A 25,622-nucleotide genomic window follows, 5' to 3' on the forward strand; every position below is an offset into this window, starting at 1 on the left:
AATTAGGGTTTACACAACTCTTAATTATCTTTATCTACAAAATAACATAGTTTAGGTATATAATCTTAAACCAACCAAACTATGTTACGTAAAATTGTAGATTACAAGAAGTTAAGCCACGAAGTTGCTGCGTTATTAATTGAAAATTATCCACATGGATATGGAGACTCTGACATTATAGAGTTTAAAAACATGCACGGCGAATATGTAGAAGCTGTGGAAGTAAAAACCGACGATATTATCTACTTAGTTAAAATAAGTAAGAGCCTTTCTAACTTTATTGCCAATTTTGACGATAGTATTGCCAAAGAATTAGTTTCTAAACCAGAAGGATTTTCTGATGACGATTCTTCAGAAGAAATTGAACAGCTTACTTTTGAAAATGAATATGAAGTTGAAGAAGATTTAGACTAAATACCTTTCAACCAAAATTCGCTGGTGATGATTTAAATGACCAGCTATTACAAAACCAGCAGCTGCAACACTCATAGTGGAGTTACTGGCAACCCCCCTTTTTTGCAAATCCACTTCATTAAAAGAATTAAAGAGCGCTTGAGTTGATGCTCTTACGGCCTTAAACTCTAATAATAATTGCTCCTTGCTTCTACTATTGGCATTAGAATTTTCCACGTAATCATCCTGTTCAAAGCCAGGAAAAAATGCCTTATCATTTCTTGAAAAACACAAGGCTCGATATTGAAAAACTCTTTCAGTATCTATAATATGCAATAATACTTCTGCAATAGACCATTTACCCGCTGCATATTTAAAAGTCAGTTTATCTTCAGGTATAGCTTGTACAAATTTTGTAAATTCTTGTAACCCAAATTCTAAAACATCTTTAAGATCTACATCACCTAAGGCATTTATATAGGTTTTATAATAAGGATTGTAATCTTCCTCCGATAATTGAGAAACTTTCATAAATTTTGATTTAAAAAAAATCCCAAAGGTAAGATACCAAAGGGATTTATATTTTTAGTGCGTATGTATAGTCTACAATTCATTAAAAATGGTATGCATCAAACGTTTTTTATCATTGATGCTTTCTTCTAACGATATCATTGTTTCTGTTCTGCTGATTCCATCAATATCATCAATCTTAAAAATGATGTTTTTAGCGTGGTTGGTATCTCTAGCTCTTATTTTACAGAAAATATTAAATTTTCCAGTAGTAATATGGGCAACAGTTACATTTGGAATCTGATTTAAACGCTCCAATACAAACTTAGTTTGATGTGTTTTTTCAAGAAATATACCTACATATGCAATAAATGCATATCCTAGTTTTACATAATCAAGAGTTAATGAAGATCCTCTAATAATACCCGCCTCTTCCATTTTTTTTACTCTAACATGTACTGTTCCAGCAGAAATCAGTAGTTTTTTGGCTATATCTGTAAAAGGAGTTCTGGTGTTGTCAATTAACATATCCAGAATTTGGTGGTCTATTTCGTCTAATTTAACTTTTCCCATTTTATTTCTATAATTTTAAACAAAAGTAACTAATTAAGAAATTAAACTCAATAAAAGTTAAATAATTTTAACAAAAATGTAATGAATTAGTATTATTCAATAAAATTGTTCAATTAGAACATAGCAAATCCCATAGTTCTGACATATCCTTAATTTTTTTTAAATCCTTATTATTCAAGCAATTAAGTGTGATGTGTCCAAAAAAAGTATCATTTTTTTTAATCTTCTCTAACGAAGGAACAAAATGTATTTTTTCTGAAATTAAGGTTTCTTTATATAAAACGCCTATGGTTTGGTCTTTTTGTAATGATTTATTCACAAAATCGGCATTTTTAATAAGAATATCGTAAAATAATTTACCATTTTCCGGTATTAAAAAATAGTCTTTTTGAGGATATTCCTCCAAATTTTGCTGAGTTATTACCGCTATTCCCGACAGCATTGCAATAAAGATTAATTCCCTGGTTTGTTCTCTTTCATAATCGTTTGGAAAATGCCCAGATTCGAATAAAATAGTTGGCTTATTTTGCATTTGAAAAGTATCTCCAACACAATTAGCATTAAACCCATCATCATATCTTCCAACCTGCCCCGGAATATAAGTTTGTAACACCTTATTCATCGCTACAATTAATTGCATACTTATTCCTCTTGTTTTAGAAATACTACGTTCTGGATCATGCGCTGGGGCTAAAAATGATACTGTTGCAGGTTTAGGGGTGGTACCCACATTAAAAATTGTACGCTGATCATGTAAATTAAAGCAATAATCTGGCTGAAACTGATCAAATGTAGCTCTTAAAATAACACTTTCGGGCTGTGATCTATCCTGTGCATCTCTATTTAAATCTATTTCATTAGCATTTACCCGAGTATAAGCAGTAGCGCCATCAGGATTTAGTATAGGTATAATCTTAATCGTACACCCGTTTAAAATGGTTTGTGCCAAATCGGATCCTTGATTAATGAAGTTTAGAAAATCTAACACAGCTTTTGTAGTGGTAGATTCGTTGCCATGCATTTGCGACCACATAAAAATTTTGATTGGTCCATTACCAAAAGTTACCGATTTTATAGGTTTACCTAAGACAGAATTTCCAATAACTTCAACCTGAAAATTAGTGTTTAATTGATCCAAGAAAGGGAAAATCATGTCGTTTATAACATACCTTCCTTGTATAGAATTGACCTTAACTGCACTATGTAATTGCTTATAATTAATCATATAAATTGCTCTAATAGAGCTGCAAAAATAAGACCTATTTAATTTACAATTGTAACTTACTTAATTTACATTTGTATACAATACTTTTGTATATTTGGTCATTCTGATATACAATTGTAACTTTAACTTGGTTAGTTTTATGGTGTTTTTAACCAAAACCACCTAATAAATTGTAAATCAGTCATTTGTTTTAATTTATCTAGACTTAATATTAAAGAAATAACGTAAAACACAAAGTAAATACCGTCCATATTCATAGGCTGTATTAGTTTAAAACCTTAAAAAATTGTTTACAATGGTAAATTCAGAAGAATTTATTAAAAGGCTTGAAAAAATACTGGAATTTTATGGTCTTTCGGCGGCAGTTTTCGCTGATACGATTTCCGTACAGCGCTCCAGTATTTCGCATTTGCTTTCTGGACGAAACAAACCAAGTTTAGAATTTGTTTTAAAAGTTACTTCAGCTTTTCCTGAAGTAAATTTATATTGGCTGCTAAATGGTAAAGGCACTTTTCCATCCAAGCCCGAAAAACAAATTGCACCTCCCCTACAAACCTCACTAAGTTTACCCGAGGCACCAATTAAAGAACCTGTAAAAGAAAAAAAAGAAACGGTTAAAAAAGTAGACAAGGTTATCATTTTTTATTCTGATGGTACTTTTGATGTGTATGATAAATAATTTACAATTCACTATTTCTACCCTAGTACAACCCAACAAATTTTCTTTAATTTGTACCTATGAGGAGTAAATTATTTTTTTTGGCAATACTATGTGTGCTCGGCCTAACATCTTGTTACCAACCTGAACGCGATTGCGCCAGTTTTAAAACGGGCACCTTTACTTTTGAATACGATGTAAATGGCGAAAAAAAACGTAGTGAATTTGAAAGAACCGACAAATACAGCATTGAACATTACGAGAATAAAATTGATACCGCTGCGGTACGTTGGCTTAATAACTGCGAATTTATTTTAACACCTAGCGACAAACAAACGCCAATACACTATAAAATACTTTCTACAACTACTAATTCGTATACATTTGAATATAACGTTGTGGGCAAATCCACAAAATCTAAAGGGACCGCTATAAAAACCAATTAACTATGTTAGAGCTTTTTCAAATTTTCACAAGCCCAGATGCTTGGATTGCATTACTTACATTAACTTTTTTAGAAATTGTTTTAGGTATTGACAACATTATTTTTATCAGTATAGCCGCTGGCAAATTGGAAAAAAGCCAACGCAAAAAGGCAACTAATATTGGTTTGTTTTTAGCTATGGCTATGCGAATTTTATTATTGTTCGGAATATCACTTTTAACGGCTATGAAAAAACCTTTCTTAGTACTTAACGAGTCTTGGATTACAGGCGGTATTAGTGGTCAAGGTTTAATTTTATTTCTAGGCGGACTTTTTCTGTTATACAAGAGCACCAAAGAAATTCATGAAAAAATTGAAGACAAAGGGCATGACGAACGTGAAGTAATAAACCACCGAAAAAAATCGCTATCTAGTGCCATTCTTCAAATTACTGTAATAAACATTGTTTTCTCATTTGATTCTATCTTAACAGCTATTGGTATGACCAATGGAATATCGCCAAATCCAACCGATGCCTTAGTGCTTATGGTTGTTGCTGTAGTGATTTCAGTAATTATTATGATGCTTTTTGCTAACCCTGTTGGCGAATTTGTAAACAGGCACCCTTCAATTCAAGTACTAGGTTTATCATTTTTAATATTGATAGGCTTTATGCTAATTGCAGAATCAGCACACATAAATCATTTAATTGTATTTGGTAATGAAGTAGGCACTATTCCTAAAGGATATTTATACTTTTCCATCGCATTTTCTTTAATGGTAGAATTCTTTGATATGCGAATGAAGAAAAATAAAAAGCCTACAGAGATCAAAGAGGACATAGAATAAATCTATGCCCTTGAAATTCAATTAAAAAATAGAAAATAATTTTGCCTTAATAAACAATGTGAGTATTGTTTATTAAGGCATTTTTTTTAGCTTTAAAAACTAATACGTTGATACGATCATGAGCAAGTCAGATGATTTTTTTTCTTACCAAAACACTGTACATGAAGTTACCCGTAAAGATTATGATCAGACATTAAATTATTTAGAGCCTATAAAAGCATTCGCTAGAACAACCAACAAAAGTATTTGCGTTATTGACTATCAAAAAAAAGGATTTGAATTTGTTTCCAATCACCCTTTGTTTTTATGTGGACATTCTGGCGAGGAAGTTCAAGCATTAGGTTATGAATTCTACCTAAAATATGTTCTTAAAGAAGATCTAGAACTGCTTTTAAAGGTAAATATGGTAGGATTTGACTTTTATGACCAAATACCCTTAGCGGAAAGAAAAAAACACATTATATCTTATGATTTTCGCTTAAAAAACAATGACCATAAAGTCATCATGGTGCATCAAGAACTTACTCCTTTGTTTCTAGCGGATAATGGAAAAATTTGGAAAGCGCTCTGCATCATTTCACTATCTACTGCAAGCAATTCTGGTAATATTGAAATTTACAAAGACGGCGACAACAAAATCTTTAAATACGATTTAGAAACCGAATGCTGGAAAACTGCTGCAAAAATTGAGTTAAATGATCGTGAGCTTGAAATTCTCAGATATTCGGCAAGAGGATTCACCACTAATGAAATTGCAGAAGTTATTTTTATTTCACCAGACACTGTAAAATTTCACCGCAAAAAACTGTTTGAAAAACTGGATGTATCTAATATCTCTGAAGCTATTGCTGTACTAAGCAATAATCGCTTATTATAAAACTACCCTTTTGGGTAGCCATATTTTTTTAAGTTACCCTTTACTTTGCATCACTAAAGAACAACAAAGTAAAACTAACTCAAAAAAATTAGCCAATGACCTTAAATTATTTTAAAGCCGCATGCTTAACACTTCTTATTACACTACATTTTAGTTGCAATTTAAAAGAGGGGAAATCATCAGAATCAGAAACAATATCAACTAACACCCAAACCGATACTGTTAAGAAAACTGCTTCCAAAATTCCAGTTTTAAACATTGGTTCATTCCATTTTAGATTTACGCCAGATGCACATAAAGTTGAATTTAATGAAGAAGGAGCTTCGGAACAAGCTGAAATTAGAGCTTTAAATGAAATGCTTGCTAAATTTAAACCAACGATTATTTGTGTGGAAAGAACTCCTGAAAACGAAGCAGAAATAAATGAAGCCTATCAAGCCTATTTAAAAAATAATGATAAACTAGATTCAAATTACGGAGAAACAAGCATGGTAGCTTTTGAAATTGCACGTTTAAACGGAATTAAAAAAATATACGGTATTGATCACCATATGGAATACAATTACAACATAGGTAATGAAATGGTAAATAGCATCGATTCTCTTACCTATAACGCATATATTCAAAATCCTTTTGCCCATGATCCAGAGTTTAATGTAAATCCTGAAGAATTATCTTTACTAGACCATTTTAAACTAATGAACACTCCAAAATATCAAGATTTTTTAATGAATATTAACGCCGACATACTTACCTACGTTGGGTCAGAAAACGGATTTGAGGGTGCAGACGAAGCTACAAAATTGTATCAGAGAAATTTGAGAATGTTCTCCAATATCAATAGAATACCAATGAAAAGTACAGATAGAGTCTTTATTTTATCTGGAGGCTTACACGCAGCATTTATCGCAAGCTTAATGAAAAGAAGTCCTAAATACGAACTTGTAGATCCATTAGCTTATTTAAAATAAAACTCAAAAAATTCATCAATCAAAAAAGGACCTTCATTTTACGAAGGTCCTTTTTTAGATTTTTAGTTTGGCCTACTGTAGGCTAACTCCGGATTTTCAGATTTTTGCTTATTAAACATTCGCTGCTGTTGTTTAACAGTCATAGTGCTTCCATCATGACTCCAACCTGGAGGTCCGAAGATATACATAAACTTATGGCTCCATTTAGGTGATTTTTTCAAATCGTTCCAAATGTCTTTAAATTCATGTGTTAATATCACTATTGGATTATTGGAGTTTGGTGCATGAATTACACCATATTTTACATCAATAGTATCATCCAATTCCAACCAAGTGCCAAACATTCTATCAAATATGTTTAAAAAACCACCATGGTTTTTATCTAAATACTCCACATTTTGTGCATGATGAACTTGATGCATCGTATGTGTATTCATAAACTTTTCAAAAATACCTAGTTTAGGTAATAAAACCGTGTGTAGCTGAAACTGCCACAACGCCTCAATACCCAAACAAAAAACCACCATTTCTGGTCTAAAACCAATAGCGGGCATCCACATATAAAATAAGGGCTTATACAATAGTGTAAACCAACCATTACGCACCGCGGTTCCTAAATTAAAATTATCCGAAGAATGATGCACAATGTGCGCTGCCCATAAAATTCTTATTTCATGATTTGCTCTATGAAACCAATAATAGGTAAAATCATCGGCTAATTGACAAAGCAACCATACATACCAAGCATAACCAAAAGCTGCGTAGCCAAAAATGTTAGTTGCAACACCGTTGACCTCTGGATTAAATACGTTAAAAACAAATTCAAAAATTACAATAGCAGAAATAGTTTTTAATAATGCAGCTAGGATTGCAGAACCTACACCCATAAATCCACTTGCGAAAAGATCGTTCCAATCATACAAATCATGATGTTCATCATGATTTTTGCTGTAGGTTAATTCTAATAAAATAAAAATTATAAAGCACGGACCACCGTAAAACAAAGGGTTAGTAAATTCCATTTAAAGATTTTGATTTTGCAAAAATACCATTATTCCATAACTAATTTATGATTTCATATACCATTTAACAAGAAATAGGGTATTTCTGTATTTTATTTCTGATTTTTTAATATTTTATTTTGTTCCTCTAAAAGTTTTTCAATGTTAGATAATAGCGCAATATTTTTAGGCGTTTCTACTTCTTTATTCTTGGGGTCTTCGGCTTTATCTTTAAACTTATTGAAAAATTTAATTACCACAAAAATTGTAAGTGCAACTATAAAGAAATCTATTAAAACTTCAATTAATTCGCCATACCCAATAGCAATCTGTTCACTCGATTCAGTTGCCGCTCTCAGCACATACACCTTATCATGTAAATTTACATCTTCAGTTAAAAGTGATAATGGTGGCATAATCACTTTTTTAACCAAAACGTTTACTACATTATTAAATGCAGTACCTATGATAACCCCAATTGCAATATCTATCAAGTTACCCTTGATCGCAAAATTTTTAAACTCTTGAAAAAACTTTCTCACCTAAATTAATTATTTAAAACAAAGTTGGTTGAGAATCATCGGTGTCTTTGCCTTTATTTTTTTGCTCTGGTTTGTTTTCCGAATCATCATCCAAAGCTTCCTCATCCACAACTTCCATATCACTAGTCGACACTGGTTCTGGTATTTCATACGCTAAAGGTTCTAAGGCATTAATGGTTTTAACCTTTTCCGAAGTTAATTGATTACCTAAAGCTTTAATTCCTTTAATTGATATAAAATCCTCTATATCAATACTTTGATTATCTTTAGCGTCTTTACCTCGTTGTTTAGCGAACTCAATTTCCACAACAGGTCGCCAATCCGTAGAGACTAATTCTAAAAACGATTTTGAATGCTCCGAAATGAACAAATCTTCTCTATTTCCATTTTCAATCAAGAAACGTTTTACATAATATCGTTCTTTTTCGCCATCATAATAAATTGCAGAAATTGGCTTATTGGGTATCCATTTTTCTAAAACAATCATATCCTCATCAAAGTGAGCGGTTAATTCTGGTGAAAAAGTCTTAGCAATTCCTTTTTGTGTAATCACCAATAACAAATCATCGCCTTTAAATTCACCTAACAACTCACCTCTACCATCTACGTTTAATCTTCGAACAATGTCATCAAACCATATTTTACGTGGTTTTAAAGTAGAAACACCTTTTTCTTTAAGTTCAATGCGTTTTATAGCATATTTTGTAACAATATTACCTTTAGACGCTCTCCCCTTAATTAAAACATCAGCAAAATCTATATCCCATTTCAGTTTTTTAATACTACCTGCCTGTCTAAGCAATACGGTTATTACCTCTGCTTCCCCATTTGGGTTTTCTGAGAAATACAACACCTCTGAGTTTGGACTGCCATTGGTAAGGTCATACACTTTATCTCTAGTTACACCAGTCACATTAAATCTTTTAATATAACTAGGACCACCTTTACCATCTTTATAAATCATATTATAAATGGTACGCTTATCTTTCTTCTTAAATACAGCTACATGGATAATGTTTTTCCCTACAAAAGTCTTTGCATCGACCTTTGTAATCATCATCTCACCATTTTTAGTCATGACAATAATATCATCAATATCGCTACAATCTGCCACATATTCATCACGCTTTAAAGAAGTACCTACAAAACCCTCTTCTCTATTAACATATAGCTTAGTGTTACGAATAACTACTTTAGTGGCCTCGATATCATCAAAAACACGTATTTCCGATTTACGCTCACGATCTTTACCGTATTTTACTTTTAAATTTTTAAAATACTCAATCGCAAAATCCACCAAATGTGCTAAGTGATGGTTTACCTCAGCAATCTTATCTTCAAGACTATCAATTAATTGCTGAGCTTTATCGATATCAAACTTTGAAATACGTTTTATTCTAATTTCCGTCAACCTTGCAATATCTTCCTCGGTTACCGCTCTCTTTAAATGTTTTATATGCGGTTTTAATCCTTCGTCAATGGCACGAATAACTCCCTCCCAGGTTTCTTCTTCTTCAATATCACGATAAATTCTATTCTCAATAAAAATTCGTTCTAATGAAGCAAAATGCCATTGCTCCTCCAATTCTCCTAATTGAACTTCAAGTTCTGCCTTTAGTAATTCTACCGTATAATCTGTAGAACGCCTTAGCATTTCGGTGACACCAATAAATAGCGGCTTATTGTCTTCTATAATACACCCTAACGGAGAAATAGAAGATTCGCATGCGGTAAAAGCATATAAAGCATCAATAGTTTTGTCAGGTGATAATCCGGACGGTAAATGGATTAAAATTTCCACATCCGCAGCCGTATTATCCTCAATTTTTCTGATTTTTATCTTACCCTTTTCGTTGGCTTTTAATATAGAATCTATTAAAGTAGAAGTATTAGTTCCATATGGTATTTCATTGATAATCAATGTACTCTTGTCAAGTTGTGCTATTTTGGCACGTACTCGTATTTTACCTCCTCTAAGTCCGTCATTATAACCGCTTACGTCAATAATACCAGCGGTTGGAAAATCGGGATAAATGGTGAATTTTTGACCTTTTAAATGTTTAATAGATGAGTCTATCAACTCAATAAAATTATGAGGCAAAACTTTGGTAGACAAACCTACTGCGATACCTTCTGCACCTTGCGCTAGAAGTAATGGGAATTTAACCGGAAGATTTACTGGTTCCTTTTTTCTGCCGTCATAAGAAGATTGCCATTCCGTAATTTTAGGACTAAAAACAACTTCCAATGCAAATTTAGAGAGCCTGGCTTCTATATATCGCGATGCAGCAGCACTGTCTCCTGTTAATATATTCCCCCAGTTACCTTGTGTATCTATTAATAAATCTTTCTGACCAATTTGCACCATAGCATCGGCAATACTCGCATCACCATGCGGGTGGTATTGCATGGTATGCCCTACTACATTCGCCACTTTATTGTAACGGCCATCATCGAGCTCTTTTAACGCATGCATTATCCTGCGCTGAACAGGTTTAAAACCATCTTCAATCGCAGGTACGGCACGCTCTAAAATAACATAGGAAGCATAGTCTAAGAACCAATCTTTATACATTCCCGTTACTTTAGTAAGGGAATCTTGGGAGTTATCTTGATTTTCTAATTGCTCGTCTTGACTATTTAAATTTTCTTCGTTCAGCTCTTCGTTCTCTTCCATCTAGAAAGATTCGTATTATTTTGGTTTATATTTAGTTATCCTCAACTAAGTCTAACTCTACTTTAAGGTTTTCTATGATAAATTTTTGTCTGTCTGGTGTATTTTTACCCATGTAAAACTCCAATAAATTCTCTATGGACATGTTTTTATCCAACATCACAGGCTCTAGCCTAATGTCATCTCCTATGAAATGTTGAAACTCATCTGGAGATATTTCACCTAATCCTTTAAATCGAGTAATCTCAGGCTTACCAGACAATGCCTCAATCGCCGCTTGTTTTTCTTCAGGGCTATAGCAGTAAAAGGTTTGTTTTTTGTTGCGCACTCTAAACAATGGCGTTTGTAAGATATACAAATGATTCTCTTTAATCAATTCTGGAAAAAACTGTAGAAAAAAGGTAATTAATAATAATCGAATGTGCATTCCGTCGACATCAGCATCAGTAGCTATTACAATATTGTTATATCGTAAATCTTCCATCGAATCTTCTATATTCAACGCTGCTTGAAGTAAATTAAATTCTTCATTCTCATAAACAATCTTTTTACTCATGCCATAGGAATTCAAAGGCTTACCCCTAAGACTAAATACCGCCTGCGTATTTACATCACGAGATTTTGTAATGGATCCTGATGCAGAATCACCCTCGGTAATGAATAATGTGCTTTCTAAATAACGATCATTCTTGGTGTCTCCAAGATGCACTCTACAATCGCGGAGTTTTTTGTTGTGTAAACTAGATTTTTTAGCACGGTCTTTCGCCAACTTACGTATGCCGGAAAGCTCTTTACGTTCTTTCTCGGCCTGCATAATCTTTCTTTGCAGCTTTTCGGCTGTTTCAGGATTTTTATGTAGATAATTATCTAGTTTAGTGCCAATAAAATCGTTTATATAGGTTCTAACCGTTGGGAAATCTCCTCCCATATCGGTTGACCCAAGTTTAGTTTTAGTCTGACTCTCAAAAACAGGTTCCATAACCTTAATAGCAATGGCCGATATTATCGATTTTCTAATATCGGAAGCATCGTAATTTTTACCATAGAAATCACGAATAGTTTTCGCTAATGCCTCTCTAAAAGCAGCTTGGTGCGTTCCTCCTTGGGTAGTGTGTTGCCCGTTTACAAACGAATGATATTCCTCACTATATTGTGTTTTGCTATGCGTAATTGCCACTTCAATATCATCACCTTTTAAATGAATAACTGGATAAAGCATATCATCCATATTATTATTATCCTCTAAAAGATCTTTAAGTCCGTTTTCCGAATAAAACTTTTCGCCATTAAAGACGATAGTTAATCCTGGATTTAAGTAGACATAATTCTTGAGCATGCGCTCTATATACTCATTACGGAACTTATATTTTTTGAAAATAATTTCATCTGGAATAAAGGATACTTTAGTTCCTTTACGCTTAGAGGTATCTAACGGTCCTTCTTCTGTAACTAAATTACCTTGATGAAACTCAGCAGTTTTAAGTTTATTATCTCTTGAAGATTCCACTTTAAAGAAAGTAGATAAGGCGTTTACCGCTTTTGTACCTACCCCGTTTAATCCCACAGATTTTTTAAACGCACGAGAATCGTATTTACCACCTGTGTTCATTTTAGAAACCACATCAACGACTTTACCCAAGGGTATTCCTCGACCAAAATCACGAACAGTAACCAGGTTGTCTTTTATAGAAATTTCTATAGTCTTACCTGAACCCATTACGAATTCATCTATACAGTTATCTACAACCTCTTTTAAAAGTATGTATATTCCATCATCAGCAGACGAGCCATCGCCAAGCTTACCAATATACATACCAGGTCGCATACGAATATGTTCTTTCCAATCCAGCGAACGGATGTTATCTTCAGTATATTGTGTAGTGTTTTCTGACATGTTAGGGGTTTCTTCGAAAGTATCGCTAATATAGGAAGTGTATTTGAAAGATAAAACTAGGAAACACGAAAGTAATCAACAAAGCAATATGCTATTTTGTTGATAGCCTACGATTTTATGGCATTTTTTAAGTTCATTTTTACCCTTTACTTTTTTTAAGAGATATAAACGTTACACCAACAATTACAATACACATTCCTACTATTTGAAGCATGGTAATTCGCTCGTCTAAAAACACAAATGCTAATAAAATAGTAGATATAGGACCCAAACTACCAAAAATTGAAAATGTTGATGCTCCTAACCGCTCAATGGCAGCAGAAACAAGGAAAGAAGGAATTAAAGTTGAAAATATTGCCATTGCCAAGCCTAGCCAGTACACTTCTTTAGGATAATGAAAAACATCATAATTACCTTGAAATAAAAAATGGATACACACAACAATTGTGGAAACAATCATTGCATATGACGTAAATTGCATCATACCAAATTTTGGTATTAACCATCCGCTGCCCACTAAATATGATGCATAAGTTACAGCGCTTAAGAAGATGAAAAAACCTCCTAAAATAACGTCATCCCCTTTTAATCCAATTTCATCCCAAAAAGCTACTAAAACGCCAATATAAGTTACTATAATGGCTATAAACTGATTTTTAGTGAGCTTCTTTTTAAAAAATATCCAGGAAAGCAAAACTACAATTGTTGGATATATAAAAAGGATGATTCGTTCCAACCCCGCTGTTAAATATTGCAATCCCATAAAATCAAAAAGACTTGCTAAATAATAGCCTATGAAACCAAAAAAGAATAACCACACCCAATCTGTAACTCTTATGCTATTCTTAGCCTTAGGTTTTTTCCAAAATGCGATGATGATGTAGAACGGCACAGAAAATGTCATTCTAAACAAGAGTAAGGTTAAATAATCAACATGATATTGATAGGCAAGTTTAACTAAAACCGCTTTTGCAGAAAAAAATATTATTCCTAAAATGGCAAACAATACCCCGATTGTTGTTGAAGACGAGTTTTTTAACATCTTAACAAACTTATAGGGTTCTTACCCATATACAAATGAATTAGCTTTTAAATTACAACACCCAGATTATGAAACGATAACTATACGTTAAATCTAAAATGCATTACATCGCCATCTTTCACAATGTATTCCTTACCTTCTACACGCATTTTACCAGCCTCTTTGACTTTGGATTCACTACCGAAGACAACAAAATCATCATAAGCAATAACTTCAGCACGGATAAATCCTTTTTCAAAATCTGTATGAATTACACCAGCCGCTTGAGGTGCCGTTGCCCCTACTGGAATGGTCCAAGCACGAACTTCTTTAACACCTGCGGTAAAATAAGTCTCTAAATTTAAAAGCTTATAGGCTCCACGTATTAATTTTCCCGAACCAGGCTCAGACAAACCTAAATCTTCTAAGAACATTTGACGTTCTTCATAGGTTTCTAATTCTGTTATATCAGCCTCTGTACCTACCGCTAAAAAAATGACTTCTGCATTTTCATTGGCAACATTTGATTTTACTTTATCTACATAAGCATTTCCGTTCACAGCAGACTCTTCGTCTACATTACAAACATACATTACAGGCTTATCTGTTATAAACTGCAAAGGGGTAACAAATTCCTTACGATCCTCTTTAGATATGTTTATCGCACGTATCGAAACACCAGCTTCCAGCCCTGATTTGATGCTTAATAAAACTGCTTCTTCTTTTTGAGCTTCTTTATTACCTGTCTTAGCTGCTCTTTTTACTTTCTCTAATTTTTTATCTACAGTCTCTAAATCTTTCAACTGCAACTCCATATCAATAGTTTCCTTATCACGAATAGGATCCACAGAGCCATCAACATGCACAATATTATCATTATCAAAACAACGTAAAACATGCAGAATAGCATCTGTCTCACGAATATTTCCTAAAAACTGATTTCCTAAGCCCTCTCCTTTACTAGCGCCTTTAACCAAACCTGCTATATCCACAATCTCAACTGTAGCTGGCAAAACACGTTCTGGATTCACCAATGATTCCAATTTTTGTAATCGAGGATCTGGCACATTAACTACGCCAATATTTGGTTCTATAGTACAAAAAGGGAAATTTGCACTTTGTGCTTTTGCGTTTGATAAACAATTAAATAAAGTTGATTTACCTACGTTTGGCAATCCTACGATTCCTGCTTTCATCAGAGTCTATTTTTTTCGGTGCAAATATAGCTTTTACCAATAGAATTTCACGACAATAAATCGGTAAAGATTTTTTCATCAATTAGTTTATTTAACTATCACATTTCTAATTTTTAATCCAATTCTTTCAATTATTAGTAATTTTTTTCTTAATTTAACCTTTTGTTAACTTTCTTTATCCCCAAATGATAAGGTGTAAACTGCTTAAATGCTAGATAATAAAGAACATATTTTATGGAGTTTATTTCTAGAAGGCGATAAAAATGCATTTTCTGCCATATTTAAAATGCACTATTCGTCTTTATACAATTATGGTATAAAAATATGTGGAAACACGCATTTGGTGGAAGATGTGCTTCAAAGTTTCTTTATTAATCTTTTTGAAAATAGAAAAAGAATTGGTGAAGTGAGCAACGTTAAAGGTTATATATTCATTTCTTATCGCAGAGCCCTGTTTGCTTATCTTAAAAAGGAAAGCATTTTTACAGAAATTAAAAATGATACTCACAACAGATCCAATTTTGAAATATCTCCTGAAGAAATTCATATTAATCAAGATTTCTCTTCTGTACAAAAGGAAACTATCTCCAAAATTTTAAACACTTTAGCACCAAGAGAGCGCGAAGTAATTTACCTGAAGTATTACAGTGAATTAGAAACTAATGAGATTTCCAATATTATGGATATTTCATATCAAAGTGTTTTAAACACCCTACAAAAAGCATTTACCAAGCTAAGAAAAGAAGTTGAAAACGCTGTACTTACTGCTATTTTAAAAAAAAAGTAAAAAAAATAACTTTTTTTAGGGTATAAAAATAACTTCTATTACTCTATATAAATACAAGCACCTAATACATTTACTTTCTTAACTACTGATGCAAGAGAATAAACAACATTTATTAGAAAATCTATTAAACGATACCTCGTTTAAAAACTGGGTTTATAAAAAAAACAGGAATGATATTGCTTTTTGGAATAATTGGATTGCCAATAACGCTGAATATATTGACACCATATACGCTGCTCGAGATATTGTAATTGGAATACGCTTTAATAAATCGGAATTAAGTGAAGACTTTATTAATGATAAGTTAGACAATGTAATTAAAAAAAATACCGACTCTACAATTGATAATGGAGCTAAGTCTAATAAGAAAATAGAACTAATCTATGCCACATCAGTACTACTAAGTGGGATTATACTTTTTTTTGCAGCCAATTTTTTCACCGCTACCTCTGAAGTTATACACAAAACTGGATTTGGAGAAATAATTGATTTAAAATTACCCGATGGAACAACGGTTGTTTTGAATGGAAATTCGGAATTAAAATACAATAAAGACAATTCTAGAGATGTGGTTTTAAATGGTGAAGCCTATTTTAAAGTAAAATCTAAACCCTCTACCAAAGCAAAATTTTGGGTAACAACACAAGACTTAAAAGTTGAAGTTTTTGGCACCCATTTTAACGTGAATACGCGTAATAAAAAAACCGATGTTTTATTAGATGAGGGTTCTATTAGTTTACTATTAGAAAATGGCAACTCTACAAAAATGCAGCCAGGCGAAATAGTCACCTACTCAAAAGAGAGCGACAAGATTGTTCATAACAAAGTAAATAGCAACATAAAATATACGCACTGGATAGACGGCACTTATATTTTTAACAATGTAACACTTTTAGAAGTAATGCAATATATTGAAAATGCCTACGGAATAGCCTCAGAGTTTAAAAACCCAAACACAAAGAACATTGTCATAACTGGTGGTATTCCTAACGAAAACTTAACCATTTGTATTATGGCCTTAGAAAAGGCATCAGGCGTAACAATTCAAAAACAGAATAATAAACTCTTAATTATTGAAAATTAAATAACTAAAACTCGCAATTATGAAACAAAAACAAATTATTAAAACGCTAGGCTCACTGCTCTTTTTTATAGGAGTAATTGGGATTGGCCACGCTGAAGTGCGTGAATTGACCAAAAATGCTGATAAAATAGCATTATCAGAATTTTTAAATGACATAAGTAAAAAACATAACGTGTTTTTCACTTACAATCCTTCACTTTTATCAGGATCATCACTTAATCCTAAAGATTATGATTTTGAAAAATTAGAGTCGATTTTATCAAAGTTAGAAAAGAAAACTAGTTTCGACTTTGAATATTTAGGTAATAAGTATTACGTGGTATATCACAAAAAAGAAGCCCAATTATTTATAAAAAGCAGCCCAATTTTAAATAATTCTCTTTTTGCCCTCCCTTCAACCACAATTGTTTTACAACAAGAAATAAAAGGTACTGTTGTTGATGAAGATGGATCTCCTTTACCTGGCGCTTCTATAGTAATAAAAGGCACTACAACAGGTGCAACTACTGATTTTGATGGTAATTTTTCTATCGATGCCAACATGGGTGATGTGCTTATTGTTTCTTACATAGGTTTTGAAACAAAAAACGTAACGGTAAATAATACCAAAATGTCAATTAAATTGTCTTCTGGCGTAGCTTTAGAAGAAGTTATCATTGTTGGTTCTCGTAACCCAAATAGAACAGCAACAGAAAGTACTGTTCCTGTAGATGTAATTGATATGAAAGAATTAAATAATGTAGCTCCACAGGTGAATTTAAATCAAATTCTGAATTATGTAGCTCCTTCTTTTACTTCCAATACACAAACAATTTCTGATGGTACAGACCATATTGATCCTGCTTCATTAAGAGGTCTAGGCCCTGATCAGGTTTTGGTTTTAATTAATGGAAAAAGAAGACATACTTCTTCATTAATAAATGTTAACGGAACATTTGGTAGAGGAAGTGTTGGTACCGATTTAAACGCTATTCCTGCAGCAGCAATACAACGTATTGAGGTTCTAAGAGATGGTGCAGCTGCACAATACGGATCCGATGCAATTGCTGGGGTAATTAACATTATTTTAAATAAAAATGTAAATGAACTAACTGCAACAGTTACAACTGGAGCCAATTTCACAAAAAACGCTAATGATCAAACAGGTGGTGTAGACGGTCAGACAACCAATGTAGCTGCAAGCTATGGTTTACCTATTGGTGAAAATGGAGGCTACATTAATTTCTCTGGAGATTTTGACGTTCGTGATGATTACAGTCGAATGAAAGAATGGGAAGGTGGAATTTTTAACCTTTATAATACTGTAGAAAGAGTTGCTAATAATGCAGGATATGATATTGCTAACTTATTAGATGATGATGTAGCTGATGTTATACAATACACTGATTTAGCAGGGATAAACCGTAATGGAGCATCAACAAAAGCAGAGTTAAGAACATTATTATCTGGTGATAATACTACAGCTGAATTAGCTGCTAGAGGACAACAGCGTAGTGATTACAACATGCGTGTTGGTCAATCTGCACTGCGAGGTGGACGTTTATTCGCTAATTTTTCACTTCCATTAGATGACAATGGTACCGAATTATATTCTTTCGCAGGAATTAGTTCAAGAACTGGTAATTCAGCTGGTTTTTATAGACTTCCTAATCAGAGTAGAACATATACACCTGCCTATATCAATGGTTTTTTACCTGAAATAAACTCCAATATTAAAGACAGATCATTATCAATTGGAATAAAAGGTAAGATTGGCGATTGGGGTGTAGACTTTAGTAACACCTATGGTAAAAACTCATTTTTATATACTATTGGTAATACCTTTAATGCTTCCATGCAAAATGCTTCTCCAACGTTTTTTGATGCAGGAGGATTTTCATTCTCTCAGAATACAACAAACCTTGATGTAACTCAATTCTTTGAAGATGCATTGGCGGGCTTAAATGTTGCTTTTGGTGCGGAGTATAGAGTTGAAAATTATGATATTGTTGCAGGAGAAGAAGCTTCCTATGGTCAATATACTGCTAATGGCCAATTAATTACTTTGGCGAGCCAGAGCGCTTCCCAAGATTTCTTTGGTGCATCGCGCCCTGGTGGATCACAAGTGTTTCCAGGATTTAGCCCTAAGAATGAATTATCTCGTGGAAGAAGTAATGTTGCTGCATATTTTGATACAGAAGCAGATTTCTCAGAGAAATTTTTAATGAGTTTTGCAACTCGTTTTGAAAATTATAGCGATTTTGGCTCAACATTAAATTTTAAACTAGCATCTCGATTTAAGGCTACCGATAATTTAAATATTAGAGCTGCTGTAAACACAGGGTTTAGAGCACCATCATTACATCAAATTAATTTTAATTCCACTTCTACTATTTTTGATCAAGCAGGTAACCCACAAGAGGTTGGAACTTTTGCTAATGATAGTAGAGCGGCAAAATTATTAGGAATCCCTGAATTAAAACAAGAAACATCTAAAAGTGTTAGCTTAGGATTAACTGCTAAAATACCTGATGCAAATTTAACTGTTACTGTTGATGGCTATTTTGTTAAAATTAATGATCGTGTTGTATATACAGGTCAATTTAGCGGACCAGGAACTGGAACAGAATTAGATAATTTACTGAGACAAGCGAATGCTACCGCAGCATCGTTCTTTGCTAATGCTATTGATACAGAATCCAAAGGATTAGATGTGGTTATTACTCATAATACTACTTTTGGTGATAGCTGGAGATTAAAATCTGATTTAGCTGGTACTTTTTCTAAAACTAAAAAAGTGGGGGATATAAATGCTTCGCAAGTATTACGTGATGCAGGTCTTGTAGACACTTACTTCCCAGAAGATAGTAGAGTATATTTAGAAGAAGCTGTTCCTAGAACTAAAATAAATTTATCTAACAGTTTAACTTCAAATAAAATGATCTTCTTTTTAAGAAATGTTTATTTTGGTGAAGTTACAGAGGCAACAACAACAGTGGCTAACCAACAAGTATTTGGCACAAAGTTAGTAACTGATTTATCTGTAGGTTACAAAGCTACTGACGATTTAACCTTTACTATTGGAGCAAATAACCTTTTTGATATTTATCCAGACAGAGCTGACGCTGCTTTTGGCAACAGAAGTGACGGACGTTTTGATTGGTCAAGAAGAGCACAACAATTTGGTATTGGTGGTAGATTCTTATTTGCAAGGGTTAGTTTTGCACTTAAATAAAAATAAAATAGTGATTCAAAAGCCACCAATTGGTGGCTTTTTTATTTACATAAATAATTGTAATACAATAGGTAGAATATGATTTTCACCCTTCTTTTAGATAGTTTATTTAAGAGCTAAGGCACGATTAGCAGTACATTACAAATATTCATGGATTCTCATTCATTGAACACATTTATCAAGAAAAATGTAGTAAATGAGGATAAATGTCTTTAAAACTGAATATTATTTCAAAAGAAAATGTTAAACTGAATCATTTTATCTAAATTCACGCTTCAAACTCAAAAATTACTTTTTATGAAATTAACGAACATTATTACACTTTTGCTATTTTTTAGCATTTCGGTTGTATTTTCTCAAACGGAGATTAAAGGAACTGTTACAGATGGAGAAGGTATGCCTTTAGCCGGAGCCAATATTGTTGAAAAAGGTACTGTAAATGGAACCACCACTGATTTTGATGGTAATTATAGTATTAAAGTTAAGGAAAATGCAATTCTTATTTTTAGTTATATAGGATTTGCCACCGTCGAAGAAAGCGTGTCTGGAAAATCCACATTAAATGTTAGTTTAGCGGAAGGAATGCAGCTAAACGAGATACAATTAGTAGGCTCAAGAAGCCCAAGAAGAACAGCAACTGATACTCCTGTCCCTGTTGACGTTTTAGATGTAGCTGAAATAGCATCAAATACTGGTAAAGTAGAAATTAATGATATTTTACAATTTGCAGCACCATCGTTTAATGCTAGTAAACAATCGGGATCTGACGGTGCGGACCATATTGTACCTGCTTCTTTAAGAGGTTTAGGTCCGGATCAAACATTAGTGTTAGTTAATGGAAAAAGACGTCATCAGTCTTCTTTAGTTAACATTTTTGGGACTAGAGGAAGAGGTAATTCTGGTACTGATTTAAATGCAATTCCCGCTTCTGCCATAAAACGAATTGAGGTTTTGCGTGATGGCGCTTCTGCTCAGTACGGTTCAGATGCCATTGCAGGGGTTATCAACATCGTTCTTAAAAATAATACGGACGGTTTTACTGGTGGTGTTACTTATGGTGCTTACAGTACTGCAATTGGAGAGGGTTGGGCTGAAGAAAGTGGTGAAACACTCTATAATGTTGAAGGTGAAAATAGACTTGATGGAAAAAGCAAAAAATTTGATGGTGCAACAACTAGAATAGATGCAAATTATGGATTGCCTATCGGTGAAAATGGAGGGTTTATAAACTTTACAACTGAATTTTTATCTAGAGATAAAACACTAAGACCTGGTTTTGCATGGAGAAAAGGATACGGTAGCGCAGCTATAGAAGGTTTTAATTTTATGATTAACTCATCTATTCCTCTTGATGATAATACAGAATTATATGCTTTTGGAGGAAGAAACTTTAGAGATACAAATGCTAATGCGTTCTCTAGAGATAGTTTTGATGATGGTGATAATAGAAGTGTGCCTAGTTTATATCCAAATGGTTTTACGCCTCAAATTACTTCTCTAATTACAGATGTTTCAGTTTCTACAGGTATTAGACACACAACCGCTAATGGTTGGAATGTAGATTTTAATAATACATACGGAAAAAACAACTTTCACTACTATATAAAAAATACGAATAATGCTTCGTTAAAAGATGCTTCACCAACAGATTTTGATGCTGGTGGACATTATCTTTCTATGAATACTACAGGATTAGATTTTAGTAAGTATTTTGAAGATGTGGCATCGGGAATCAACATTGCCTATGGATTTGAATACAGAACTGAAAACTTTGGAATATTCTCTGGAGAAGAAGCATCTTATGCATTATACGATGATAATGGTATTGCTATAACAAACCCAGCAACGCAAACCGTTGCTCAAGATAGCAATGGAGATGATTTACCAGGTGGCTCACAAGGTTTTCCAGGCTACAGCCCTGACAATACTGTAGACAGAAGTAGAACAAACTATGGTATTTATTTAGATACTGAATTAAATGTTACCGAAGACTTTATGCTTGGCGGTGCAGCGCGTTATGAAAATTATAGTGATTTTGGTAAAACTATAAATTTCAAATTAGCAAGTAGATATAAAATTGGTGATGATTTTGCTTTTAGAGGGTCAATATCTACTGGTTTTAGAGCGCCTTCACTTGCTCAACTGTATTATAACTTAATCTTTACAAATATAGTTGCAGGGGTATCTGTGCCTTCTTTATTATCTGCGAATAATAGTACAGTAACTAAGGCCTTTGGAATTGGACAGTTGAATGAAGAAAAAGCATTTAATGCAAGTTTAGGATTTACGTATAATACTGGTGGGTTTTCTGCAACAATAGATGCCTATTCCATCTCTGTTGATGACAGAATTATATTAACTGATAACTTTACTGACCAAACTGTATTAGGACCGTTAGGTGTTGATGCTGCACAGTTTTTTGCCAATGGTGTTGACACAAGAACTACGGGACTTGATATTGTATTAGGTTATGAAACTAGAATAAATGATGATGCTAAAGTTAATATAGCATTAATAGGTAATTTGAATAAGTTAGATATTAAGAAAATTAATAATGGAAACTTAAATGAATTTACTTTTTTCGGTCCATTTTCTCAAGCCTATCTTAAAGCAGCTGCACCAGATTATAAATTTGGTTTAAACCTAGGGTATACTTCTGAAAAATTTGATGCAAATGTTAGTTTTACGCAATTTAGCGAGGTTAAACTTCAAGATTTTCAATGGGTAGATACTCCAGCTACAACTCAGGCTGAAGCTGATGCCTTATTCCCTATAGCAACAGATATTTATAAAGCAGCATTAGTTACTGACTTAAGTTTAGGGTATAATTTTAGTGAAAATTTAAAATTAACCATAGGTGCAAATAATTTATTTAATAAATACCCTACTCCACAGTTTGATGCTTGGACTGATCAAGGTGGTTTAGCCGATTCTGTTCAAATGGGATCTGACGGAATGTATTTGTTTAGTAGAATTAATTTCAAATTCTAAATTAAATAGCAAAAAAAAGAAACCCTGACTTTAAAGTCAGGGTTTCTTTTTTTTAAATATAGTATTAAATTTAAGCATCAGGATGCATAAACTTTTGCTTTGATAATAATACTTCTTCACTCTCTACATGGTTATCATCAGGCACGCAACAATCCACTGGACATACTGCCGCACATTGTGGTTCCTCATGGAATCCCATACATTCTGTACACTTGTCTGGAGAAATATAATAAATTTCATCACTTATAGGCTCTTGTACATCATCTGCATTAACTTCTTTTCCATTAGGTAGTACAACATTTCCTTTTAAAGAAGTACCGTCACTGTATCTCCATTCGTCTGCGCCTTCGTAAATTGCGGTATTAGGACATTCTGGTTCACAAGCTCCGCAATTTATACATTCGTCTGTTATTATAATTGCCATAATTTTCTTTTTCTTTTAGCCTGAATTTATTTCAGGATCAATACTTTTGCACAAAGGTAAAACCTAATACAATCCTAAACAAATATAATGAGCGACCTTACAACAAGAATTGAAGCTTTTGTTAAACTTGGTGTTTTTTTCAATGAATTTTGCAATTCTGATAACAAACAAGTTGAATCTAAAGAAGAATTAGCAGAATTATTTTCAAGTTTAGAAGAGAAAATTGCATTATCCCAACATAAAAATGGTTGGTTTACTAGAGAAAATATACTTTATAGTCTTCAAAATTGGGCTCAAGCACTATCTGAGGAGAATTTAAAAGAATGGACGGCTAATTACGCCATAAGCGAAAGCAAGAGCCCAAAAACAGTTGCTCTTATTCTTGCTGGAAATATACCTCTTGTAGGGTTTCATGATTTTCTTTCTGTATTAATAACAGGTCATAAGGCTTTGGTTAAATTATCTTCTAATGATAATATTCTATTACCCTTTGTAGCCGATATACTAATCCATTTTCAACCCGAATTTGAGCATTTTATACAGTTTGAAAAAGACAAATTAACCGATTTCGATATGGTCATCGCTACTGGTAGCAACAATACAGCGCGGTATTTTGAGCATTATTTTAAAAACAAACCACATATAATTCGCAAAAATAGGAACTCAGCTGCCATACTAACTGGTCATGAAACAAAGGAGGACATACAAGCTTTAGGCGAAGATATATTTCGTTATTTTGGATTAGGTTGCAGAAGTGTTTCGAAAGTATTTGTGCCAAAAAATTATAAGTTCGATAATTTTTTTGAAGCAATTTACAATTACCATCCAATAATAGAACTTGCCAAATACGCGAATAATTACGATTACAATAAAGCCGTTTACTTAATGAGTGAATTTAAGTTGTTAGATAATGGTTTTTTAATTTTAAAAGAAGATAAAAGTTACTCCTCTCCTATTGCATCTTTATTTTACGAAAGCTATGACAACATTAATGATATCATAAATAAACTAGATCAAGACAAAGAGCAAATACAATGTATTGTAGCAAGCGGTGTACTTACCCACGAAATTAAATTTGGTGCAACACAAAAGCCATCATTACAAGATTATGCCGATAATATTGACACTGTTGACTTCCTGTTAAGAAACTCTTAGAAAATAATGGATTAAAGATCTCTGTTTCCTTAAAATTTAAGACCTTTGCCAACTTAAAATACTACAAAAATGAAAAAGCACAATTTTAGCGCAGGCCCATGTATACTCCCTCAACAAGTTTTATTAAAAGCTTCTGAAGCAGTTCAAGATTTCAATGGCTCTGGGTTATCACTTATAGAAATTTCTCACCGAAGCAAAGATTTTGTAGAAGTAATGGAAAAAGCCAGATCTTTAGCTTTAGAACTTTTAGGCTTGGAAGGTAAAGGTTATCATGCATTATACTTGCAAGGTGGTGCAAGCATGGAGTTTATAAGAGTTGCTTACAACTTATTAGAAACTAAAGCTGGTTATTTAAACACAGGTACTTGGGCAAATAACGCTATAAAAGAGGCTAAGCTATTTGGTGAAGTAATTGAGGTTGCTTCTTCTAAAGCAGAGAACTATAATCATATTCCAAAAATATATGGTGTTCCTAACGATCTAGATTATCTGCATGTAACATCAAATAATACCATTTTTGGTACGCAAATGAAAACATTCCCTAAGGTAAATATTCCTTTAGTATGCGACATGAGTTCTGATATTTTCTCAAGACAACTAGATTTTTCTCAGTTTGATTTGATTTATGCTGGTGCTCAAAAAAACATGGGACCTGCAGGAACAGAATTAGTAGTAATCAAAGAAGATATTTTAGGAAAAGTATCTAGAAAAATTCCATCTATATTAGATTACCAAGTTCATATTGCTAAAGATAGTATGTTTAATACTCCTGCAGTATTTCCTGTATATACAAGCATGTTGACTTTAGAATGGCTAAAAAATATAGGAGGGATTTCTGCAATAGAAGAAATTAATAATAAAAAAGCGCAATTACTCTATTCTGAAATAGATTTAAACCCAGTTTTTAAAGGTTTTGCTAATGTAGAAGATAGATCAATCATGAATGCTACTTTTAATCTTACAGATGAAAAATTAAAAGATACTTTTGATGCCATGTGGAAAGAAGCAGGCATTAGTGGTATAAATGGCCATAGATCTGTTGGAGGTTATAGAGCATCTATGTATAACGCTTTACCGCTAGAAAGTGTTGGGGTTTTGGTAGATGTAATGAGTGAAATGGAACGAAGAGCATAGTCTATAAAAGTTAAATTTTTAGTAC

At 33.0% G+C, this 25,622-nt stretch carries 22 protein-coding genes; 12 read left to right on the plus strand and 10 right to left on the minus strand.

Going from position 1 to position 25,622, the window contains the following annotated elements; all coding sequences use genetic code 11:
* Positions 1–81: 81 nt before the first annotated feature.
* Positions 82–414 carry a hypothetical protein gene (locus B8963_RS12500; protein ID WP_084061868.1) on the plus strand — a complete coding sequence of 111 codons (333 nt, stop codon included), beginning with the start codon at positions 82–84 and terminating at the stop codon, positions 412–414.
* Here B8963_RS12500 and B8963_RS12505 read toward each other — a convergent pair.
* From B8963_RS12505 to B8963_RS12515, 3 genes are all read right to left on the minus strand, one after another.
* Entirely contained in the window at positions 406–924 is a 519-nt protein-coding gene (locus B8963_RS12505; protein ID WP_084061869.1) for a DinB family protein, read from the minus strand. The genes B8963_RS12500 and B8963_RS12505 overlap by 9 nt on opposite strands.
* A 72-nt stretch (positions 925–996) precedes the next feature.
* Positions 997–1,476 carry an Lrp/AsnC family transcriptional regulator gene (locus tag B8963_RS12510; RefSeq protein WP_084061870.1) on the minus strand — a complete coding sequence of 160 codons (480 nt, stop codon included), beginning with the start codon at positions 1,474–1,476 and terminating at the stop codon, positions 997–999.
* A 109-nt stretch (positions 1,477–1,585) separates the two neighbouring features.
* Positions 1,586–2,701, minus strand: a complete 1,116-nt coding sequence (locus B8963_RS12515) for a M14 family metallopeptidase (protein WP_143312532.1) — start codon at positions 2,699–2,701, stop codon at positions 1,586–1,588.
* Positions 2,702–2,996: 295 nt separating this feature from the next.
* Between B8963_RS12515 and B8963_RS12520 the strand changes: the two genes are divergently transcribed.
* The 5 genes from B8963_RS12520 to B8963_RS12540 all read left to right on the plus strand — a co-directional run bounded on the left by B8963_RS12520 (position 2,997) and on the right by B8963_RS12540 (position 6,480).
* Positions 2,997–3,380, plus strand: coding sequence for a helix-turn-helix domain-containing protein (locus B8963_RS12520; RefSeq protein ID WP_084061871.1), 384 nt, complete (start codon positions 2,997–2,999; stop codon positions 3,378–3,380).
* A 59-nt stretch (positions 3,381–3,439) separates the two neighbouring features.
* Positions 3,440–3,805 carry a hypothetical protein gene (locus B8963_RS12525; RefSeq protein WP_084061872.1) on the plus strand — a complete coding sequence of 122 codons (366 nt, stop codon included), beginning with the start codon at positions 3,440–3,442 and terminating at the stop codon, positions 3,803–3,805.
* Between the two features lie 2 nt (positions 3,806–3,807).
* A complete protein-coding gene (locus B8963_RS12530; RefSeq protein WP_084061873.1) occupies positions 3,808–4,632 on the plus strand; it encodes a TerC family protein in 825 nt (274 codons plus the stop codon).
* A 118-nt stretch (positions 4,633–4,750) separates the two neighbouring features.
* Positions 4,751–5,509 carry a response regulator transcription factor gene (locus B8963_RS12535; protein WP_084061874.1) on the plus strand — a complete coding sequence of 253 codons (759 nt, stop codon included), beginning with the start codon at positions 4,751–4,753 and terminating at the stop codon, positions 5,507–5,509.
* 95 nt (positions 5,510–5,604) lie between these two features.
* A complete protein-coding gene (locus B8963_RS12540) occupies positions 5,605–6,480 on the plus strand; it encodes a DUF5694 domain-containing protein (protein ID WP_084061875.1) in 876 nt (291 codons plus the stop codon).
* A 62-nt stretch (positions 6,481–6,542) separates the two neighbouring features.
* Here the strand turns inward: B8963_RS12540 and B8963_RS12545 are convergent, their stop codons facing one another.
* The 6 genes from B8963_RS12545 to ychF form a co-directional block, all read right to left on the minus strand.
* Positions 6,543–7,502: a sterol desaturase family protein gene (locus tag B8963_RS12545; RefSeq protein ID WP_084061876.1), complete on the minus strand. Its 960-nt coding sequence runs from the start codon at positions 7,500–7,502 to the stop codon at positions 6,543–6,545.
* A gap of 92 nt (positions 7,503–7,594) precedes the next feature.
* The gene (gene mscL / locus B8963_RS12550) at positions 7,595–8,023 is read right to left on the minus strand and encodes a large conductance mechanosensitive channel protein MscL (protein ID WP_084061877.1); all 429 of its coding nucleotides are present in this window, start codon (positions 8,021–8,023) and stop codon (positions 7,595–7,597) included.
* Between the two features lie 13 nt (positions 8,024–8,036).
* Positions 8,037–10,700, minus strand: coding sequence for a DNA gyrase/topoisomerase IV subunit A (locus tag B8963_RS12555; RefSeq protein ID WP_084061878.1), 2,664 nt, complete (start codon positions 10,698–10,700; stop codon positions 8,037–8,039).
* A 31-nt stretch (positions 10,701–10,731) separates the two neighbouring features.
* On the minus strand, positions 10,732–12,591 hold the full coding sequence (locus B8963_RS12560; RefSeq protein WP_084061879.1) for a DNA topoisomerase IV subunit B: 1,860 nt from the start codon (positions 12,589–12,591) through the stop codon (positions 10,732–10,734).
* Positions 12,592–12,730: 139 nt separating this feature from the next.
* The gene (locus B8963_RS12565) at positions 12,731–13,633 is read right to left on the minus strand and encodes a DMT family transporter (RefSeq protein WP_084061880.1); all 903 of its coding nucleotides are present in this window, start codon (positions 13,631–13,633) and stop codon (positions 12,731–12,733) included.
* 80 nt (positions 13,634–13,713) lie between these two features.
* Entirely contained in the window at positions 13,714–14,808 is a 1,095-nt protein-coding gene (gene ychF, locus B8963_RS12570; RefSeq protein WP_084061881.1) for a redox-regulated ATPase YchF, read from the minus strand.
* A gap of 208 nt (positions 14,809–15,016) precedes the next feature.
* On the opposite strand from ychF, the gene B8963_RS12575 reads away from it, so the two are divergent.
* The 4 genes from B8963_RS12575 (at position 15,017) to B8963_RS12590 (ending at position 22,884) form a co-directional block, all read left to right on the plus strand.
* Positions 15,017–15,595, plus strand: coding sequence for an RNA polymerase sigma factor (locus tag B8963_RS12575; protein ID WP_084061882.1), 579 nt, complete (start codon positions 15,017–15,019; stop codon positions 15,593–15,595).
* 88 nt (positions 15,596–15,683) lie between these two features.
* A complete protein-coding gene (locus B8963_RS12580; RefSeq protein ID WP_084061883.1) occupies positions 15,684–16,679 on the plus strand; it encodes a FecR family protein in 996 nt (331 codons plus the stop codon).
* 19 nt (positions 16,680–16,698) lie between these two features.
* Positions 16,699–19,893, plus strand: coding sequence for a TonB-dependent receptor (locus B8963_RS12585; protein WP_234989664.1), 3,195 nt, complete (start codon positions 16,699–16,701; stop codon positions 19,891–19,893).
* 297 nt (positions 19,894–20,190) lie between these two features.
* Entirely contained in the window at positions 20,191–22,884 is a 2,694-nt protein-coding gene (locus B8963_RS12590; RefSeq protein ID WP_084061884.1) for a TonB-dependent receptor, read from the plus strand.
* Positions 22,885–22,954: 70 nt separating this feature from the next.
* Here the strand turns inward: B8963_RS12590 and B8963_RS12595 are convergent, their stop codons facing one another.
* A complete protein-coding gene (locus tag B8963_RS12595; RefSeq protein WP_084061885.1) occupies positions 22,955–23,308 on the minus strand; it encodes a 4Fe-4S dicluster domain-containing protein in 354 nt (117 codons plus the stop codon).
* Between the two features lie 87 nt (positions 23,309–23,395).
* On the opposite strand from B8963_RS12595, the gene B8963_RS12600 reads away from it, so the two are divergent.
* The gene (locus tag B8963_RS12600; RefSeq protein WP_084061886.1) at positions 23,396–24,463 is read left to right on the plus strand and encodes an acyl-CoA reductase; all 1,068 of its coding nucleotides are present in this window, start codon (positions 23,396–23,398) and stop codon (positions 24,461–24,463) included.
* A 69-nt stretch (positions 24,464–24,532) separates the two neighbouring features.
* Positions 24,533–25,597 (plus strand): 3-phosphoserine/phosphohydroxythreonine transaminase, encoded by a 1,065-nt coding sequence (serC, locus tag B8963_RS12605; RefSeq protein ID WP_084061887.1) that lies wholly within the window; start codon positions 24,533–24,535, stop codon positions 25,595–25,597.
* The last annotated feature ends 25 nt before the right edge of the window (positions 25,598–25,622 follow it).

Source organism: Cellulophaga tyrosinoxydans, assembly GCF_900176415.1.
GTDB classification, from domain to species: Bacteria; Bacteroidota; Bacteroidia; order Flavobacteriales; family Flavobacteriaceae; genus Cellulophaga; species Cellulophaga tyrosinoxydans.

Coding starts and splice junctions, on each gene's coding strand:
- B8963_RS12545 (WP_084061876.1), bottom strand. CDS start 7,502: ATGGAATTTACTAACCCTTTGTTTTACGGTGGTCCGTGCTTTATAATT.
- B8963_RS12575 (WP_084061882.1), top strand. CDS start 15,017: ATGCTAGATAATAAAGAACATATTTTATGGAGTTTATTTCTAGAAGGC.
- B8963_RS12505 (WP_084061869.1), bottom strand. CDS start 924: ATGAAAGTTTCTCAATTATCGGAGGAAGATTACAATCCTTATTATAAA.
- B8963_RS12600 (WP_084061886.1), top strand. CDS start 23,396: ATGAGCGACCTTACAACAAGAATTGAAGCTTTTGTTAAACTTGGTGTT.
- serC (WP_084061887.1), top strand. CDS start 24,533: ATGAAAAAGCACAATTTTAGCGCAGGCCCATGTATACTCCCTCAACAA.
- B8963_RS12555 (WP_084061878.1), bottom strand. CDS start 10,700: ATGGAAGAGAACGAAGAGCTGAACGAAGAAAATTTAAATAGTCAAGAC.
- B8963_RS12500 (WP_084061868.1), top strand. CDS start 82: ATGTTACGTAAAATTGTAGATTACAAGAAGTTAAGCCACGAAGTTGCT.
- B8963_RS12595 (WP_084061885.1), bottom strand. CDS start 23,308: ATGGCAATTATAATAACAGACGAATGTATAAATTGCGGAGCTTGTGAA.
- B8963_RS12515 (WP_143312532.1), bottom strand. CDS start 2,701: ATGATTAATTATAAGCAATTACATAGTGCAGTTAAGGTCAATTCTATA.
- B8963_RS12520 (WP_084061871.1), top strand. CDS start 2,997: ATGGTAAATTCAGAAGAATTTATTAAAAGGCTTGAAAAAATACTGGAA.
- B8963_RS12535 (WP_084061874.1), top strand. CDS start 4,751: ATGAGCAAGTCAGATGATTTTTTTTCTTACCAAAACACTGTACATGAA.
- B8963_RS12510 (WP_084061870.1), bottom strand. CDS start 1,476: ATGGGAAAAGTTAAATTAGACGAAATAGACCACCAAATTCTGGATATG.
- B8963_RS12585 (WP_234989664.1), top strand. CDS start 16,699: ATGAAACAAAAACAAATTATTAAAACGCTAGGCTCACTGCTCTTTTTT.
- ychF (WP_084061881.1), bottom strand. CDS start 14,808: ATGAAAGCAGGAATCGTAGGATTGCCAAACGTAGGTAAATCAACTTTA.
- B8963_RS12530 (WP_084061873.1), top strand. CDS start 3,808: ATGTTAGAGCTTTTTCAAATTTTCACAAGCCCAGATGCTTGGATTGCA.
- B8963_RS12525 (WP_084061872.1), top strand. CDS start 3,440: ATGAGGAGTAAATTATTTTTTTTGGCAATACTATGTGTGCTCGGCCTA.
- B8963_RS12540 (WP_084061875.1), top strand. CDS start 5,605: ATGACCTTAAATTATTTTAAAGCCGCATGCTTAACACTTCTTATTACA.
- B8963_RS12560 (WP_084061879.1), bottom strand. CDS start 12,591: ATGTCAGAAAACACTACACAATATACTGAAGATAACATCCGTTCGCTG.
- B8963_RS12580 (WP_084061883.1), top strand. CDS start 15,684: ATGCAAGAGAATAAACAACATTTATTAGAAAATCTATTAAACGATACC.
- B8963_RS12565 (WP_084061880.1), bottom strand. CDS start 13,633: ATGTTAAAAAACTCGTCTTCAACAACAATCGGGGTATTGTTTGCCATT.
- B8963_RS12590 (WP_084061884.1), top strand. CDS start 20,191: ATGAAATTAACGAACATTATTACACTTTTGCTATTTTTTAGCATTTCG.